Below are 16445 nucleotides of genomic sequence, written 5' to 3'. Positions count from 1 at the left end.
GGTGATGAGCGGGCGATAACGTCCTATGACCAAGCGAGGCGGGAAGACGGGGGACTGCGGAGTGAACGCGGCGAGGGCGGTCGGCCTGCTGCTCGGAACGGCTGCCGACGCGGTGTTCGGCGACCCGAAGCGATGGCACCCCGTTGCCGCGTTCGGCTCGACGGCCGCCGCGCTCGAACGAGCCGTCTACCGCGACCACAAGCTGCCCGGCATCGTGCACAGTGCCCTGCTCACCGGCGGTGCCGTCGCTGCCGGCGTCGTCGTCGAACGGCTCGGCCGGCGTCGACCGCTCGTGCAGGTCGCCACCACCGCGCTCGCCACCTGGGCCGTGCTCGGCGGCGCGTCCCTCGCCGCCGAGGGCACCGCCATGGGCCGCTCCCTGGACGCGAGCGACATCGCCGCCGCCCGCGAGCGACTGCCAAACCTTTGCGGACGCGAACCCTCGAGCCTCGACGCCGCCGGTCTGGCCAGAGCCACCGTCGAGTCAGTGGCCGAGAACACCTCTGACGCCGTCGTCGCCCCGCTGTTCTGGGGCGCCGTCGCCGGCGTGCCCGGTCTGCTCGGTTACCGCGCCGCCAACACCCTCGATGCCATGGTCGGCCACCGGTCGCCCCGCTACGCCAAGTTCGGCTGGGCCGCCGCTCGGCTCGACGACCTGGCCAACCTCGTCCCGTCCCGGCTCGCCGCCGTGCTCACCTCGGTCAGCGCCCCCGTCGTCGGCGGCTCCTCGCGTAGCGCCTGGCAGACCTGGCGGCGGGACGCCTCCGCCCACCCGAGCCCCAACGCCGGCCAGGTGGAGGCCGCCTTCGCCGGCGCGCTGGAGATCCGCCTCGGCGGCCGGACCGTGTACTCCCACGGCACCGAGGAACGCCCCGTCCTCGGTCACGGCCGGAGCCCGGACGCCGGCCACGTCACCCGAGCGGTTGAACTTTCGAGGGTGGTCGGTGCCGCCTCCGCAGCCGTCTCCGCCGTGCTCGCATTCGCCATCGGCATCCGCCGCCGACGCAACTGACCCGTTCGCACCTGAGTGGCTCGCTTTCCTTTGGAGGCCAAGTGAGCCACTCACGTACAAAAGCTTGAGGGTGAGCCGCTAGCCCTTCGCGGCGGCGGCCTCTTCGCGCTCGCGGGCCTCGTCCTCGGCCAGGATCTCGGCGACCGACTTCCGTTTCGGCTTGTCGGAGTTGTCCAGGGCGCCGCCGGGACGCGCCTCCCGCCAGGTGAAGTAACCCCAGCCGAACAGCGCCATCGAGCCGAAGATCAGCCACTGGATCGCGTACGAGAAGTACGGGCCGTCGTCGAGCTGTGGCAGGGGCAGCGCGCCCTTGACCACGCCGGGCTGGTTGGCGTCGAGCTGGAAGTAGCCGGGGTCGATCTTCATGTTCGCGGCCTGGGCCACGGTGCCGGAGTTGATCGAGTAGATCTGCCGCCGGCCGCTGTCCAGGAAGGTCGGGCGCTTGTCGGCGGGCTCGTCGGCCTGCGCCCGAGCGGTGATGGTGACCTGGCCCTTGGGCGCGGCCGCGTAGTCGGGCACCGACTTGCCGGCCTCGGGCGGCTGGTAGCCGCGGTCGACCAGCACGGTCCGGCCGTCGGTGAGCCTGAACGGGGTGACGATCTCGAACGCCGGCTCACCCTGCACGGTGCGAAGGCGAGCCATCGCTTCGCCGGCCGGCTCGTAGGTGCCGGTCATGGTGACCAGCCGCCACACGGCCTTGCTCGACGGCTCGGTGCCGGCCGGAACCAGCTGGTCGAGCGGCACCGGCTTGCTGGTGAAGGACGAGGTCAGCGCGGTGTTCTGGGCCTGCTGGTCGGCGTTCCGGCTGAACTGCCACGGGGCCAGGATCGCGTAGCACGCGGCGGCGAACACGAACACCACCGCCGTGAGCAGCAGCCAGTTGGGCTGTAGCAGGAACCGGAACCGCACCACCCCACGGTATGCCTCACCCGGTGGTGAGCTCCAACCGGTCGAACGTGACGGAGTAGCCGGGACCGTCCGGCGAGGCGCACATCACCCCGGCCAGGGTCGGCACCGCCGGCGGGTAATAGGCCAGCCGCAGCATGGTGGTCGGCTCGGCCTCGTCCAAGCCGTAGCGCACGGTCACCGCGTCACCCGATCGCTCAATCTCGATCGAGATCCGCTCGGCGTCGGGGATCGGCGTCACCGACCAGTCCGACAGCCCGCGGGTGACCACCACGCTGGCCTGCTGGTGGCCGTCGACGAGCTCGATCCCGGTCTTGATCCAGTTCTCCGCGTCGATCCGCAGCATCGCGCCGGCCTGGTCGTACTGGTGCGTGTACGCCCCGGCGAACGAGGTCCGCAGCCGGAAGTCGCCGCTCACCTCGCGGGCGAACACGTGCCCGGTGTCGCGGATGAATCCGTAGTGCGTGGTGCGCCAGAAGTCGGTGTCCGGGTCCGTCTGCACGGTCAGCGTCTCCGCCGCCGACCACGACTTCGGTTCGTTCAGCCACTGAAAGCCGGTCACGTCGATCATGCCTAGATCCTCACAGTTCGAGCGCCTGCCGCGCAGCCGTCACGGCCTGATGTGCGTACGAACGGCCGAACAGTTCGACGTGGACCAGCAGCGGAAAGAGCTGGTGCAGCGGAATCCGGCGCTGCCAGCCGTCGGCGAGCGGCGACTCCGCACGGTAGCCAAGGAGTACCTGATCGAGGTGCGAACACCCGAACAGGTGGAGCATGGCGAGGTCGGTCTCGCGGTGCCCGCCGTGCGCCGCCGGGTCGATCAGCCACACCCGACCGTCGGCCGCCCAGTGCACGTTGCCGCTCCACAGGTCGCCGTGCAGCCGCGCTGGCGGCTCCTCGGGTCCGCTCAACTCCTCGATGCGCTCGCAGACCTGCTCGATAACGGCCTTCTCGGCGCCGGTCAGAGCGGTTGCGCGTGAGAGATACGGGGCGATCCGGTGCTCCGCGTACCAGCGAGGCCAGCTCGGCTCCGACGCGTAGTCCATCGCCGCCAGCCCGATCCAGCCCGACGGCGGCGCCCCGGGCGGGGCCTCCCCGAACGCGTCCGCGCCGGAGGCGTGCAGCGCGGCCAGCTGACGACCGAATCGCTCGGCGGCGGCCGGTGAGGCGTTGCCGGGTTCGATCTGCTCGATCACGAGCCAGCGGTCGTCGTGCCCGCGCACGCCCGGCACCGGCACCGTGCCGGACTCCGCCAGCCACGCCAGGCCGGCGGCCTCGGCCGCGGCCCCGTCGGTGAGCTTCGCGACGACAAGATCGCCGTCGGCCAGCTCGACCTCCCACACCGAAGTCGACAGCCCGTGCACGGAGACCGGCTCGAGGCCGGTGATCTCCGCCACGGCGCCGGTCACAGATTGTCGCGAACCCATGTCATCAATCCGGGTGACGCGGCCTCGATCATGGCCAGCACCTCCTCGAAGCCGGCCGGCTCGCCGTAGTACGGATCGGGCACGTCGACGTCCTCGCCGGCGTCCGGGTCGAACGAGCGCAGCAGCCGCACGCGCGTCGGGTCGTCGGCGATCCGCCGCAGCGTCCGCGCGTGCCCGCTGTCCATCGCGACCAGCAGATCCGCGCCGAGGTGCCGGTTGTCGACCTGGGCGGCGACGTGGTCGGTCGGGTAGCCGTGCCGCGCCAGCGTCCGCCGGGCGCGCTCGTCGGCCGGCTCGCCGACGTGCCACGGGCCGGTCCCCGCGCTGTTCACCTCGACGATGTCGGCCAGCCCGGCCTCGCGCAGGTGCTCGCGGAAGACCAGCTCGGCCATGGGCGACCGGCAGATGTTGCCTGAGCAGATGAAGCTGACCATCACCCCCTTAGACTTCCACGCGATGACCAGCCAATCGATCTCGCGTGCGCTCCTGCGCCACCACGGGGACGTCGACGCCGAGCCTGGTCTGGTCGACTACGCCGTCAACGTGCGGCTGGCCCGCCCGCCGGGCTGGCTGCGCGATCGGCTCGCCGCCGCGCTCGACCGTCTCGGCAGCTACCCGTCCGCGGCCGACCACGCCGCCGCGGCGCAAGCGGTCGCGGACCGTCACGGCCAACCACACGATCGGGTGCTTTTGCTGAACGGCTCCGCCGAGGGCTTCGCGCTGCTGCCGCAGCTGCGGCCACGGCTCGCCGCGCTCGTGCACCCCTCGTTCACGGAGCCCGAGGTGGCGCTGACGGACGCCGGCGTCCCCGTGCACCGCGTCCAACTGTCCGCGGACGACGGCTATCGGCTGCACGCCGACCTCGTGCCGGAGAACGCGGACCTGGTCGTCGTCGGCAACCCGACCAACCCGACCTCAGTGCTGCATCCCGCCGCCGACCTACTGGCGCTGACCAGGCCCGGCCGCACCGTCGTCGTCGACGAGGCGTTCATCGACGCTGTGCCGGGCGAGCGCGAATCGCTCGCCGGCAGCGACGTGGACGGGCTGCTCGTGTTCCGGAGCCTGACCAAGATGTGGGCCCTGCCCGGCCTGCGCGCCGGCTACGTGCTCGGGGCGCCGGACCTGCTCGCGCGGCTCGCGGCGCATCGCCCGCAGTGGCCGGTCGGCACGCTCGCGCTGGAGGCGTTCCGCGCGTGCAGCGAGCCGGCCGCCCTCGCCGAGTCCGAGCGCGCGGCCGTCCAGTTCGAGACGAATCGAGTCGAGCTGATCGGCGCCCTCAACGAGCTGCCGGGCGTGCGCGTCAACGAACCCGCATCCGCGCCGTTTCTCCTGCTGACCGTCAAGGACGGGCTGCATGTGCGGACCGCACTCCGCGAACGCGGCGTCGCCGTCCGGCGCTGCGACACCTTCCCCGGGCTCGGCGTCGACCACATCCGGGTCGCCGTCCGCACGCCCGAACAGTCCGAGCCCCTGCTGACCGCCTTGCGTGAGGTGCTGGCATGACCTCGACCGTCCGCCCAAACACCGTCGGTGCGGTGGTCGCCGCGCTGGAACGCGCCTACCCGCCGGAGTTCGCCGAATCGTGGGACGCCGTCGGCCTCGTCTGCGGCGACCCCGCCGAGCCGGTGCGGCGCGTGCTGTTCTGCGTCGACGTCGTGGAAGCGACCGTGGAGCAGGCCCTCGACGAGGGCGCGCAGATGATCGTCGCCCACCACCCGCTGCTGCTACGCGGCGTGCACGGCGTCCCGGCGAATGACACGAAGGGGCGAATTGTGCACCGGCTCATCCGAGCAGGCATCGCCCTGTTCTGCGCCCACACCAACGCCGACTCGGCCGACCCCGGCGTCTCCGACGCGCTCGCCACGGCGCTCGGGCTGACCGTCGACCGGCCCCTCGACCCGCACGAGCCGGGCGGCCGCACCGGCATCGGCCGGATCGGCACCCTGCCCGCCGCCGAACCCTTCTCGACGTTCGTGCAACGCGTCGCCGACGCACTCCCGGCGACCGAGTGGGGCGTGCGAGCGGCCGGCGACCCGGACCGGATGATCCGCACGGTCGCGGTCTCCGGCGGCGCCGGCGACTCCTACCTCGGTCACGCCACCCGAGCTGGCGTCGACGCCTACGTCACCGCCGACCTGCGCCACCACCCGGCCGGTGAGCACCTCGAGCACGGTGCCGACCAGCCCGCGCTGGTCGACGTCGCCCACTGGGCCAGCGAATGGCCCTGGTGCCAGCAGGCGGCGGACGTCGTGTCCGCCGCGCTGCCGGGTACCGTCGACACCTTCGTCTCCACCCGCCGGACGGACCCGTGGACTCTGCACGCGCGGAGCAGCGACCGGCACGATCCTCAAGGGGGCACCCAGTGAAAGCTGACGCCGCTGTCCAGCGCAGGCTGCTCGACCTCGCCGAGGTCGACGCCGAGCTGAGCCGGGTGAACCACCGCAGGCGCACGCTGCCGGAGCTGGCCGAGATCACCGGCGCCGAGCAGACCGTGCAGGCCAAGCGGGACGCGCTGGTCGCCGTCGAGACCTCGCTCGGCGACCTCGACCGCGAGGTGCGCCGCCAGGAGACCGAGATCGACCAGGTCCGGGCCCGCGAGGACCGGGACCGCAAGCTGCTCGCGGACGGCAACGTCGGCGCCAAGCAGCTCGCCGACCTGGAGCACGAACTCGCCACGCTGCAGCGCCGGCAGAGCGTGCTCGAGGACGACCTGCTCGAGCTGATGGAACGCCGCGAGGCCGTCGACGCCGACACCAACCACGCCCGCGTCGAGCTGGACAAGGCGCAGTCCGCGCTGACCGACGCCCAGGGCCGCCGCGACAGCGCCCTCGCCGACCTCGACAGCACCGAGGCCAAGCGGGTCGGCGAGCGGGAGCTCATGGTCAAACAGTTCCCGGCCGACCTGCTCGCCCTGTACGAGCGGGTGCGCGGGCAGCGCGGCATCGGCGCCGGCCTGCTGCGCGGCCGTCGCTGCGGCGCGTGCCGGATCGAGATCGACCGCACCACCATGTCGAAGATCCAGTCCGCCGCCGCGGACGACGTCGTCACCTGCGACGAGTGCGGCGCGATCCTCGTCCGCACCTCGGAGTCCGGCCTGTGAAGGTCATCGTCGAGGCCGACGGCGGGTCCAGGGGCAACCCAGGCCCCGCCGGCTACGGCTCCGTCGTGTTCGACGCCGACACCGGCGCCGTGCTCGCCGAGCGCAAGGAAGGCGTTGGCACCACCACCAACAACGTCGCCGAGTACCGCGGCCTGATCGCCGGCCTCACCGCGGCGCGCGACCTCGGCGCCGACACGGTCGCCGTCCGGATGGACTCCAAGCTGGTCATCGAGCAGATGTCCGGCCGCTGGCAGGTCAAGCACCCCTCGATGCAGCCGCTCAACGCCGAGGCCAAGGCGCTGGTCGCCGGCTTCGCACAGGTGACGTTCGAGTGGATCCCGCGTGAGCGGAACAAACATGCCGACCGGCTCGCCAACGAGGCGATGGACGCCCAGGCCGGCGTCGAGAAGCCGGCCGCAGCCGAGCGGGCGGGTGCCGAGCGGACCGGTGCCGAGCAGGCGGGGAAGCCGGCCGCACCCGGTTGGACCGGCGCGCAAGGCGTGCCGACCAAGCTCCTGCTGCTCCGGCACGGCCAGACGCCGCTGACCGTCGAACGTCGCTACTCCGGACGCGGCGAGATCGCCCTCAGCGAGCTCGGCGAGCAGCAGGCCGCCGCCGCGGCCGCGCGGCTGGCCAAGGTGCCGGACATCGCAGCCGTCGTCGCGTCGCCGCTGACCAGGACCGTGCAGACCGCCCGGGCCGTCGCCGACGCGATCGGCGTCGAGCTGACCACCCACGACGGCCTGATCGAGACCGACTTCGGCGACTGGGAGGGCCTGACGTTCCGCGAGGCCGCCGAGCGCGACCCGGAGCTGCACCGCCGGTGGCTGTCCGACACCTCGGTCGCGCCGCCCAACGGCGAGAGCTTCGACGCCGTGCACCGTCGGGTGCGCCGCGGCCGTGACGACCTGATCGCCCGCTACGGCGGCAGCACGATCGTCGTCGTCAGTCACGTGACGCCGATCAAGAGCCTGCTGCGGATGGCGCTCGACGCCGGCCCGTCACTGCTCTACCGGCTGCACCTGGACACGGCCTCGCTGTCGATCGCCGAGTTCTACCCCGACGGCAACGCCTCGGTCCGGCTCTTCAACGACACCTCGCATCTCGGCTAGCGGCGCAGCCGCGCGGGGCAGGCGGGCCGACGTCCGGCTCCCTCGACTACGACGCGGCGGCCAGCCGGGCGCGTACCGCACCCAGCGCCTCGTCGAAGCCTTCGAGCGCGCTGTCCACAGCCGCACGCGCGTCCGGTGCGATCGCGCCACCGTCGTCGCCGTGCTGGATCAGCCGATCCAGCACGAAGCAGCCGGGCACGAGCTGGTCCGCACCCATCGCCGTCAGCATCGGCCGCAACGCGTAGTCGATCGCGACCAGGTGGCCCTGGGAGCCCCCGGTGGCCAGCGGCAGCACGACCTTCCTGGCCAGCGCGTTGTCCGCGAGCAGGTCCAGGAACGCCTTGACCAGGCCGCTGTAGGCAGCGCGGTAGACCGGGCTCGCCACGATGACGCCGTCCGCCCGGTGCACCAGGCTGACCGCCGCCCGGATCGCCGGGTGCTCGGTGTTGGACACCAGCAACGCCGAGGTCGGCAGCTCGCGCACGTGCAGCGTCTGCACCTCGTGCCCGCGCGATGCCAGCCAGTCGCCGGTGTGCGCGAGCAGCACGCCGGTTCGGGAGTCCGGCGACGGGCTGCCGGAGAGCATGAGCACTGTCGACATGGCGACCTCCAGGGTCGCCTCGGTGCAGCGACCGCCGCCGCTGCACCGAGGCAGGGGAGTGGATCGGGGGACGGCGGTCAGCCCACGGGTACCGGCTGGGGCGTCGCCGCCGAGGAATCCAGGTCCGCCTCCAGCTCGCGGACGATCGGCAGCACCTTGCGGCCGAAGTACTCGACCTCCTCCAGGTAGTGCAGGAAGCCGAGCAGCAGCAGGTCCACACCACGGCGCCGGTACTCCACGATCCGCGTCGCCACCTGCTCGGGCGTGCCGATCAGCCGGGTCCGGAAGCCGTCGTTGTACTGGACCAGGTCCTCGAACGAGGAGTCCTGCCACATGCCGGTCCTGTTCCCGGTCGACTGGCCGGCCTGCTTCACCGCGGAACCGAATCCCTCGACCGCTTCGACATCGGCCTTGGCCACGATTTCCCGCAGCACTTCCTTCGCCTCGGCCTCGGTGTCCCGCGCGATGAGGAAGCCGTTCAGGCCGAATCGCACCCGTCGGCCGTGCTGCTTCGCGGTCGCGTTCACCTCGCCGATCTGCTCGGTGATCCCGTCGAAGTCCTTGCCGTTGCTGAAATACCAGTCGGACACCCGGCCGGCCATCGCTCGGGCCGCCGTCGAGTTGCCGCCCTGGAAGATCTCCGGATGCGGCCGGCCCTCGGCGGCGAGAGGTTTCGGCTTCAGGTCGAAGTCGTGGAGCCGATAGAAGTCGCCGCTGAACTCGGCGTGATCGGACGTCCAGATCTCCCGCAGCACCCTGATGAACTCCTCCGACCGCCGATAACGCTCGTCGTGTTCCAGCCACGGCTCGCCCAGCTTGGTGAACTCGTCCTTGAACCACCCGCTGACGACGTTCACCGCCGCCCGGCCGCCGGACAGGTGATCGGCCGTGGCCAGCAGTTTCGCCAGCACACCCGGCTGCCACAGGCCCGGGTGCACCGCCGCGATCACCTTCAGCCGCTCGGTCGCCAGCAGCAGCGCCAGGCTGAAGCTCGTCGACTCGTGCTGATAGGCCGCGCCGTAGCTGGCGATGTAGCGGACCTGGCTCAACGCGTACTCGAAACCGTTGTTCTCGGCCAACACGGCCAGTTCGCGGTTGTAGTCGTACCCCCAGTCGGTGCGCTGCTCGATCTTGCTGACGACCAGGCCGCCGCTGACGTTCGGCACCCAGTAGGCGAATTTGACGGGCTCGTATCCGACGTGTTCGGACAAGGCTTCTCCAGAAATTTGTGTCGTACACAGAAGAAACCCGCTCGGGGTCACGGGGAAATGAGGACGATCTACCAGGAACGACAGCCGCTCGCCGCGACGCGGACGAAATCCACGTGACGACGGCGAGTGAGTCGGCAAACCGCGACCATGCAGCGAGTAGAGCACGACGCCCAAAGGGGGTCAACGCGTGCCCGAACCCATTCCAGACACTGGGACACGCCGTACTAGGCTTGTCGACGCGGACGAGTCGGCGGGGCGGCCGCGTCGGCGGACCACGGTCCGCCGCCGAGGAAAGTCCGGACTCCACAGGGCAGGGTGGTTGCTAACGGCAACCCGGGGCGACCCGCGGGACAGTGCCACAGAAAACAGACCGCCCGGCCGCTCTCGAGCGGCCGGGTAAGGGTGAAACGGTGGTGTAAGAGACCACCAGCACCCCGGGTGACCGGGGTGGCTCGGTAAACCCCACCCGGAGCAAGGCCAAGAGGGCGCCGCGTGCGGCGCCTGCGCAGGCGATCGAGGGCTGCCCGCCCGATGCCTGCGGGTAGGCCGCTGGAGCCTGCCGGCAACGGCAGGTCGAGATGGATGGCCGCTGCCCGGCGCGAGCCGGGTACAGGATCCGGCTTACAAGCCGACTCGTTCGCGCCCACGGCCCCGCCTCCGGCGGGGCCGTTCGGGCTACCTCGTGGTCGCCCGAAGAGTGCGGACCGCGCCGCGGCCAGGGGAGGCACCGGTCACGAGCGCTCTCGCCCGCGCGGTACGCGCGGCAAGGGCACAGTGTCAGGTGCCCGGCCACTCGCGCGGGCGGCCGACCGGTAGCCGGAAGACCGGTTCGAACGGTTGGCCCGAATTGAACCGCTCCTCCAACTCGGCGACCCGCTCCGCGACGGCCGGGTTGACGATGTCGGCGAGGCTGCGCACGCCGGCCTCCGGGGCGTGCGTGGCCAGGTGCGCGGCGGCGGCCCGGGCGCGGTCGAGGACTTCCTGGTCGAAGTTCACGGTGCGCTGGACCCGGCGGCCGGTCACGCGCCCCCGGCCGGTAGCCTGTTCGGCGTGCAGCGGGGCGTCCTCGCCATGGTCTAGCTCGGGTTGCGGGGCCATGCGAACATCCCTGCTTGAGGAGGGGTGAGCCGTCCGTCACGGAAGTCCAGCAGCACGCGGGCCGCGTCGCCAGGTCCGTCAGCCGAACAGGTCAGGTCTGTCACGGTGTTACCGTTGTCGACGCACACTGTGTGATGAGCTTTGTCGCAAGCGGGTGAACTGTTCCGGCAAGCGGGAGAATTCCGTGTCACGTGTTCTCCATCCGGCCCTCGCCACCGATGATGGGTGGAGCCAGATTAGACGTAATACGCGGTCGAGGGGAACGTTTTGGATCAACCCAGGGCGCTGACGACCCCTACACCGGGCGACGCCACTCGTGCTGTACTCGCCAGCGCCGACCGGGGGCGCCCCCCGGCAAGTAACGCTCCACGCACTCCGGAGTAGGACATGACCGCCACCAGCAGCCTCATCACCCTTGTGGCCGACACGCCCCTCAAGACCAACAACGTCCAATCCTGGATCACCGGCAACCTCGTGCCGCTGCTGTTGCTCGCGGTCGCGCTGCTGCTGCTGTGGCTCGGCGGCGGCAAGGGCGACAACGCGGGTGTCATGCGCCGCATCGGCGGTGTCATCGTGGCGCTGGCCATCATCGGTATCGCGATCACGGGAGCGGGCGTCGACATCGGCAAGTGGCTCGCCGGCCTGTTCACCGGGTGAGCGGGCGTGCGGATCCGCACTGACGACGAGGTCTACCGGGTCGACGCCGTCTGGCTCGGCCCGCCCAAGGCGACGTTCCCGTGGCGTGCCCGATACGTGTCCTGGGGCATCGGCCTCGCCGTGTTCTTCCTCACCCTCACCGTCGAGCGACGGATCGGGATCGGCTTCGGCTTCTTCAGCGTCGCGTGGGCGTTGGTGATCACGATCGTCATCACCCGCCTGGTCGGCTCGCGGATCAGCCACGAGCGCCCGCTCGGCGCCGTGGTGACGATGTGGGTGCGGGAGCTGACCGCCCCGAGACAGGTCACCACCGGCAAGGGCGGCGCGGTCACCGCCACCCGGATCAAGGTCAGCGGCCGGCGGCCGGCCGCCAAGCAGGGCCGGCGGCAACTGCCGCCGGCGGAGAACTCACCCAGCCGGCACACCCAGCAACCACGTCGGCAGGCAGCAAGTCGTACCAGGGAGGTTCGCGGTGTTCGGACGCCGGCGAGACCGTGACAGCCGCTCGGTGCGGCACGTGGCGCAGCATGCTGCCGCCGAGCTACCGGTCGACAGGCGGGCGTACAGCACACGAGGGCGACGGCTCCCCGGTGAGCAGGCGATCCCGAGCTACACCCCGAGCATCGCCGTCCGCAGCATCGACGGCCACCTCGTGCGCACCGGCCAGGACGTCTACGCCTGGTACCGGCTCGCGCCGCAGCGCTGGTCGTTCCGGTCCGACTCGCAACGCCAGGACCTGATCGCGGCCATCGCCGGTCAGTACGCCGAGCTGCAGGGGCGCTGGATGCACCTGCGTGTCACCACCCGGCCGTACCCGATCCGGATGTGGGCCGAGGCGCACGTGCACAACGCGCTGAACCGGCTGCCCGACGCGCCCGGCGGGCTGTCCTTCGACGACTACATGATCGGCGAGCAGCAGCAGCTGATGGGCCGGTCCATGGCGGAGAAGGAGGTCTACCTGGGCGTCCAGGTGCAGACCCGCAACGTCGTCGACCGGGCGGTCGAGCGCGCCGCGCCCGTGCTTCGCCGCGTCTTCCCCGCGGCCGTCGACGCCGAGCTGGTCGCCCTGGACAGCGAGGTCGAGTACCTCGACCAGGTGATCGGCTCCGCCGGCCTGGAGGGCCGACCGGTCACCGCGAACGAGATGTCCTGGCTGATGCACCGGTCGTGCTCGCTGGGGCTGCCCGCGCCGCGCAACATGCCGGCGGTGCCCACCGACACGTGGGAACCGGAGGACCTGGCCAGCTTCACCGACGCTGCCGACTTCTACCAGGAGCCGTACTCGCCGACCGTCACCGTGCGCGGCCGCACCGGGTCGAACGCCGGCGTCGGGCGGCACGTCTGCGTGCTCACCGTCGGCCCCATGCACGGCCTGCAGATCCCCGAGATCGACGACCCGTGGGTGCAACGCTCCGACCGCCTGCCGGCGTCCGTGGAGTGGTCGGCCCGCATCTACGTCCGCCGGCCCGAGGAGGTCGGCGGCGAGTTGCAGCGTCAGATGAACAAGGTCCGCTCCCAGGTCCGGCACTACACCGACGAGCACGACCTCGAGCCGCCGCAGTCCCTGGTCCGGCAGGCCGGCCGGGTGCTCGAGATCGACGACGAGATGACATCCGGCTTCACCGCGCTGGGCACCCGCGTGCGCTCCTGGTGGCGGCTGGCCGTGTCCGGCTCCAGCCAGCGCGAGGCGCTGCGGCTCGCGCAGAGCCTGCTCGAGCTGTACAAGCCGAAGGTCGCCATCGAGCACCCCGAGGCCCAATACGCGATGGCCCGGGAGTTCATCCCCGGCGAGCCGCTCGCCTCCGCCGCCTACCTGCGGCGCGGCTCCGTGGTGTGGGCGGCGTCCGCCGTGCCGACCGCGACCGCCGAGGTCGGCGACCGGCGCGGCATCCTGCTCGGCGAGACCTGCACCGCGACCCGGCGCCCGGTGGCGTGGGACCCGTGGATGGCGCAAGAGGTCCGCGACGGGTCCGGCTTGACCGCGATGGTCGCCGGCCTCGGTGGCGGTAAGTCGTTCCTCGGCGGCGGCATCGTCTACAAGACGCTGCGTTCCGGCGCGTACTGGACGCTGCTCGACCCGTCCGGGCCGCTGGCGGCGCTGTGCGAGCTTCCGGAGTTGAAGCCGTACGCGCGTCCGATCAACCTGCTCAACGCGCAGCCCGGCATCCTCAACCCGTACCGGGTCGTCGCCGAGCCGCTGCTCGAGCACTTCCTGGACGAGGAGGACCCCGAGCGCGCCTGGCGTCGGGAGAAGGCGCTCGCCGCGGCCACCCGGCGGCGGCTCGTGCTGGACGTGCTGTCCGGTCTGCTGCCGTACGAGGTCGCTCGGCTGCCACAGACCCGGATCGTGCTGCTGCGTGCCGTCCGCATGGTCGGCGGCCGTCCCGACGCGCACCCCGGGCTGGTGTTCGACGCGCTGCGGCGGGACGCCAGCGAGCACCATGAGCACGCCGTCGTCGTCGCCGACTTCCTCGACGAGATGCGCGAGCGCATGTCGCTGCTGATCCCCGAATTCGGCGCCGACCCGTACTCGGAGGTCCGCGACGACCGGCTCACCGTGCTCACCATGGCCGGGCTGACCCTGCCCAAGGACGGTGTCGGCCGCGAGCACTGGACCGACGCCGAGGCGCTGGGCGTCGAGATGCTCAACCTGGCGGCGTGGCTCACCCAGCGGTCCGTCTACGAGCGGCCCAAGGACATGCGCAAGGGCGTCTGGATCGACGAGGCGTTCTTCCTGTCCGAGGTGCCGACCGGCCGGGTGCTGATGAACCGGTTCGCCCGTGACTCCCGGAAGTGGAACGTCCGGGTCATGTTGTCCAGCCAGATCCCGGCCGACTTCCTCAAGATCCAGGGCTTCGTGGCGCTGCTCGACTCGGTCTTCGTCGGCCGGCTCGACGACGACGAGGCCCAGGCCGACGCGCTACGCCTGCTCAAGGTGCCCGTCGGCGCCGGGTACGAGCAGGTCATCGCCAGCCTCGGCCGCCGGCCCGGCGCGCACCGCACCGGCACCGAGCGCGACACCGCCCCGCGGCAGTTCGTCTTCGGTGACGGCGCCGGCGGTGTCGAGCGGATCCGGATCGACTTCTCCGGGCCGCACCTCGACCAGCTGCGCAAGGCCATGGACACCACGCCGGACGCCCAGCGCGACTCCGTCCGTGCCCCCGCCGAGCTGCCCGCCGTGCCATCGCCCGAGGGGCTGGACAGCGGTCTGCCCGCCGAGGGCGTCGCCGCGATCGACTACGACTCCTACGACGACGACCTTGCCGCCGAGTTGGAGGTCGGCCTCATCGACGACGCCGCCGAGCTGCCGCCGGCCCCGTCCGACCTGCCCCGCGAGGCCCTGGTCAAGGTGCCGCCGCACCAGAGGAGCCAGGAGGAATGACCGCCCTGCTGGTCGTCCTCTCACTCGCCACGGTCTCCGTGCTGACGTGGCGTCTGCTCGGTCGTGCCAGACGCGGTCGCGCCGTGTTCGTGGTCGGCGCGCTGCTGGCGATGCAGGCCCTCATCGGCTCGCCCGCCATGGCCGCACCGACCGACTGCGCCCCCAACCCGGAGCGCCCCGACCTGGGACTGGTTGGCGCATTGGATCCGTCCAATGAGCTTGGTGTGCACGGCGAGAACGGCTCGATCTACTACGATTATCGGTATGCGGGGCTCACCTGGCATACTTATGATCCGAACTGTGGCTCGATCAGCTCGATCACGAGCTCGAACACGCAGATCGACACATGGTTCGGGAACCAGCTCTTCAATGTTTCCAAGGTCATAGTCGCCGCGACCAACGGGCTGCACTACGTCATTACCGGCAATCTGTTGGTCGGTCCGCTCGACAATCTGGTGGCCAGTGGAACCAAGGCACTGTATAATGGCGTTTTCGCACCACTACTCGCGCTGGCGGCACTGGCTCTCGGTATCTTGCTTTTCAGACAGGTCTGGCGCGGAGACCTTGCTGCGATCAGTAGACGCACGCTCTGGGCGCTTGCCGGTCTCTGGCTGGCGTCTGCCGCATACCTGACGCCATTGGTATATACCGAGGTGCTGGACAAGGTCCTCATCTTCGGCACGTCCGAGATCCAGGCGGGCTTCCTAAGTGAGGTTGGCCTTGGTAACAGCACGAACGCGTTGCCGACCATGCTCCATACGAATGTTGTCTACCGCAACTGGCTGCGTGGAGAGTTTGGCTCTCCGGATGCGCCGCAGGCGAGTCAGTTCGGCAAGGACCTGGTCGCGGCTCAGGCGTTCAGCATCAACGAGAAGAACCAGGGCAAGGATGCCGATCCTAACAACAGCAACGCCAAGAAACAGCAGTACGTTGATATTCGCGGCAAGCTAGGAAATGCCACCGGATACTTCGACGGTAGTGACGGGAGTCGTATTGGCGACGGCTTCCTTGCGCTCTTTCAGGCGCTGAGCTTCTCGCTGTTCCAGCTGTTGGCCAAAGCTGCAATTTTGATGGCCCAGGTGTTGTTGAGAATGGTGGTTCTGGCTGGTCCGCTCATCGGCCTGGCGTCGATTGTGTTCCCTGATCTGCTGCACAGGATCGGTCGGGCTGCGGGTGCGGCACTACTCAATGTCGTGGTCATCTCGGCACTAGCTGGCCTGGACACCCTGGTGTTGATGTGGATATTCGATCCGGCGCATGGCCTGCCTCTGCTGGCGCAGATTTTGCTTGCCGGGCTGGTCACGGTCGCTTTCTTCATGATCGGCAAGCCGGGGCGACGGATGCTGCAGATGGTGCAGTTGTCGGTCGGTGCGATGGGGTCGAACCTGGTCGGCGCGGGTGGTGGGCTGTGGGCTCGGATGCGGGGGCGCAAGGCCGGAGACACGTCCGCGCAAGACGCCTTCTGGGAGCACGTCCGTGACGGTGAGCATCTGCCGCCCGAGATCGCCGCAGCTCAGCGGAGTGGTCGCCGGTACCGGCCCGAGGCGGCGAACCCCGTGCTGGCCACCGCGCAGCGTCTCGACGTCAACGGCACCGAACTCACCGCGGGCAACACGCGAGCGTTGCAGGCAGGTGTCGGCGGCGCACCCGCGCTGCCGTCGGGTGGCGGCGGGGTCAGCGGGCCGATGGCACTTGCCGGCTCGTCGCGGGCCATCGACACGCCGCCGGTTGTCGACCGGAGTTGGGAACGGCGTGGCGAGGACGCCGTGATCGTGCCGTCACAGGTGATCAGTGGGCAGCGGCCGCAGGCCGAGCCGCGCCGGGCCGAGGTGGAGGTCATCGCCGGGCGACCGGTGCACATGATCTACCGCCCGTCACGAGGACTCGAAGTCGCCGAGTCCGACGGACCGCCGCACGGCAGGGTCGAGAGGGGGTAACC

Annotated in this window: 16 protein-coding genes and 1 other RNA gene; 10 read left to right on the top strand and 7 right to left on the bottom strand. The window is 70.7% G+C overall.

Annotated elements, in window-relative coordinates; genetic code table 11:
• Nucleotides 1-61 precede the first annotated feature (61 nt).
• The gene (locus BJ998_RS13680) at nt 62-1012 is read left to right on the top strand and encodes a cobalamin biosynthesis protein (protein ID WP_184861746.1); all 951 of its coding nucleotides are present in this window, start codon (nt 62-64) and stop codon (nt 1010-1012) included.
• Nucleotides 1013-1090: 78 nt separating this feature from the next.
• Here the strand turns inward: BJ998_RS13680 and BJ998_RS13675 are convergent, their stop codons facing one another.
• The 4 genes from BJ998_RS13675 to BJ998_RS13660 are packed head-to-tail and all read right to left on the bottom strand — an operon-like array spanning nt 1091 to nt 3779.
• On the bottom strand, nt 1091-1921 hold the full coding sequence (locus tag BJ998_RS13675) for an SURF1 family cytochrome oxidase biogenesis protein (protein ID WP_184861744.1): 831 nt from the start codon (nt 1919-1921) through the stop codon (nt 1091-1093).
• A gap of 16 nt (nt 1922-1937) precedes the next feature.
• Nucleotides 1938-2489 (bottom strand): DUF1349 domain-containing protein, encoded by a 552-nt coding sequence (locus BJ998_RS13670; protein ID WP_184861742.1) that lies wholly within the window; start codon nt 2487-2489, stop codon nt 1938-1940.
• Nucleotides 2490-2499: 10 nt separating this feature from the next.
• Entirely contained in the window at nt 2500-3345 is an 846-nt protein-coding gene (locus BJ998_RS13665) for a fructosamine kinase family protein (protein WP_184861739.1), read from the bottom strand.
• The gene (locus tag BJ998_RS13660) at nt 3324-3779 is read right to left on the bottom strand and encodes a low molecular weight protein-tyrosine-phosphatase (RefSeq protein ID WP_184868643.1); all 456 of its coding nucleotides are present in this window, start codon (nt 3777-3779) and stop codon (nt 3324-3326) included. The genes BJ998_RS13665 and BJ998_RS13660 overlap by 22 nt, the downstream gene beginning before the upstream one ends.
• A gap of 22 nt (nt 3780-3801) precedes the next feature.
• On the opposite strand from BJ998_RS13660, the gene cobC reads away from it, so the two are divergent.
• From cobC to BJ998_RS13640, 4 genes are read left to right on the top strand one after another with little or no spacing between them, the layout of a single operon-like run.
• A complete protein-coding gene (cobC, locus tag BJ998_RS13655; RefSeq protein WP_184861737.1) occupies nt 3802-4848 on the top strand; it encodes an Rv2231c family histidinol phosphate aminotransferase CobC in 1047 nt (348 codons plus the stop codon).
• Nucleotides 4845-5711, top strand: a complete 867-nt coding sequence (locus tag BJ998_RS13650; protein ID WP_184861735.1) for a Nif3-like dinuclear metal center hexameric protein — start codon at nt 4845-4847, stop codon at nt 5709-5711. The genes cobC and BJ998_RS13650 overlap by 4 nt, the downstream gene beginning before the upstream one ends.
• Entirely contained in the window at nt 5708-6445 is a 738-nt protein-coding gene (locus BJ998_RS13645) for a zinc ribbon domain-containing protein (RefSeq protein ID WP_184861724.1), read from the top strand. Before BJ998_RS13650 ends, BJ998_RS13645 begins: the two co-directional genes overlap by 4 nt.
• Nucleotides 6442-7557: a bifunctional RNase H/acid phosphatase gene (locus BJ998_RS13640; protein ID WP_184861722.1), complete on the top strand. Its 1116-nt coding sequence runs from the start codon at nt 6442-6444 to the stop codon at nt 7555-7557. Before BJ998_RS13645 ends, BJ998_RS13640 begins: the two co-directional genes overlap by 4 nt.
• Nucleotides 7558-7603: 46 nt before the next feature.
• Here the strand turns inward: BJ998_RS13640 and ssuE are convergent, their stop codons facing one another.
• On the bottom strand, nt 7604-8158 hold the full coding sequence (ssuE, locus tag BJ998_RS13635) for an NADPH-dependent FMN reductase (RefSeq protein ID WP_184861720.1): 555 nt from the start codon (nt 8156-8158) through the stop codon (nt 7604-7606).
• A 77-nt stretch (nt 8159-8235) separates the two neighbouring features.
• Nucleotides 8236-9369: a dimethylsulfone monooxygenase SfnG gene (gene sfnG, locus BJ998_RS13630; RefSeq protein ID WP_184861718.1), complete on the bottom strand. Its 1134-nt coding sequence runs from the start codon at nt 9367-9369 to the stop codon at nt 8236-8238.
• Nucleotides 9370-9612: 243 nt separating this feature from the next.
• Here sfnG and rnpB point away from each other — a divergent pair.
• Nucleotides 9613-10009, top strand: an RNA gene (gene rnpB, locus BJ998_RS13625) — RNase P RNA component class A.
• Nucleotides 10010-10146: 137 nt separating this feature from the next.
• Here the strand turns inward: rnpB and BJ998_RS13620 are convergent.
• Nucleotides 10147-10467, bottom strand: a complete 321-nt coding sequence (locus tag BJ998_RS13620; protein ID WP_184861716.1) for a ParB family protein — start codon at nt 10465-10467, stop codon at nt 10147-10149.
• Between the two features lie 387 nt (nt 10468-10854).
• Here BJ998_RS13620 and BJ998_RS13615 point away from each other — a divergent pair, with 387 nt between their 5' ends.
• From BJ998_RS13615 to BJ998_RS13600, 4 genes are read left to right on the top strand one after another with little or no spacing between them, the layout of a single operon-like run.
• Nucleotides 10855-11124 carry a hypothetical protein gene (locus BJ998_RS13615; protein ID WP_184861714.1) on the top strand — a complete coding sequence of 90 codons (270 nt, stop codon included), beginning with the start codon at nt 10855-10857 and terminating at the stop codon, nt 11122-11124.
• Nucleotides 11125-11130: 6 nt separating this feature from the next.
• Nucleotides 11131-11622 (top strand): hypothetical protein, encoded by a 492-nt coding sequence (locus BJ998_RS13610; RefSeq protein ID WP_184861711.1) that lies wholly within the window; start codon nt 11131-11133, stop codon nt 11620-11622.
• Nucleotides 11597-14506 carry an ATP-binding protein gene (locus BJ998_RS13605; RefSeq protein WP_184861709.1) on the top strand — a complete coding sequence of 970 codons (2910 nt, stop codon included), beginning with the start codon at nt 11597-11599 and terminating at the stop codon, nt 14504-14506. The genes BJ998_RS13610 and BJ998_RS13605 overlap by 26 nt, the downstream gene beginning before the upstream one ends.
• Nucleotides 14503-16443, top strand: a complete 1941-nt coding sequence (locus BJ998_RS13600; RefSeq protein ID WP_184861707.1) for a hypothetical protein — start codon at nt 14503-14505, stop codon at nt 16441-16443. Before BJ998_RS13605 ends, BJ998_RS13600 begins: the two co-directional genes overlap by 4 nt.
• Nucleotides 16444-16445: the final 2 nt, after the last annotated feature.

Origin of the sequence: Kutzneria kofuensis (assembly GCF_014203355.1) — a bacterium.
GTDB lineage: Bacteria > Actinomycetota > Actinomycetes > Mycobacteriales > Pseudonocardiaceae > Kutzneria > Kutzneria kofuensis.
This window is presented reverse-complemented; position numbering and strand designations above follow the sequence as displayed.

Bases quoted from the DNA above. Each gene is read 5' to 3' on its own strand.
- ssuE (WP_184861720.1), bottom strand. From the start codon at position 8,158: ATGTCGACAGTGCTCATGCTCTCCGGCAGCCCGTCGCCGGACTCCCGA.
- BJ998_RS13600 (WP_184861707.1), top strand. From the start codon at position 14,503: ATGACCGCCCTGCTGGTCGTCCTCTCACTCGCCACGGTCTCCGTGCTG.
- cobC (WP_184861737.1), top strand. From the start codon at position 3,802: ATGACCAGCCAATCGATCTCGCGTGCGCTCCTGCGCCACCACGGGGAC.
- BJ998_RS13660 (WP_184868643.1), bottom strand. From the start codon at position 3,779: ATGGTCAGCTTCATCTGCTCAGGCAACATCTGCCGGTCGCCCATGGCC.
- BJ998_RS13615 (WP_184861714.1), top strand. From the start codon at position 10,855: ATGACCGCCACCAGCAGCCTCATCACCCTTGTGGCCGACACGCCCCTC.
- BJ998_RS13650 (WP_184861735.1), top strand. From the start codon at position 4,845: ATGACCTCGACCGTCCGCCCAAACACCGTCGGTGCGGTGGTCGCCGCG.
- BJ998_RS13670 (WP_184861742.1), bottom strand. From the start codon at position 2,489: ATGATCGACGTGACCGGCTTTCAGTGGCTGAACGAACCGAAGTCGTGG.
- BJ998_RS13620 (WP_184861716.1), bottom strand. From the start codon at position 10,467: ATGGCCCCGCAACCCGAGCTAGACCATGGCGAGGACGCCCCGCTGCAC.
- BJ998_RS13665 (WP_184861739.1), bottom strand. From the start codon at position 3,345: ATGGGTTCGCGACAATCTGTGACCGGCGCCGTGGCGGAGATCACCGGC.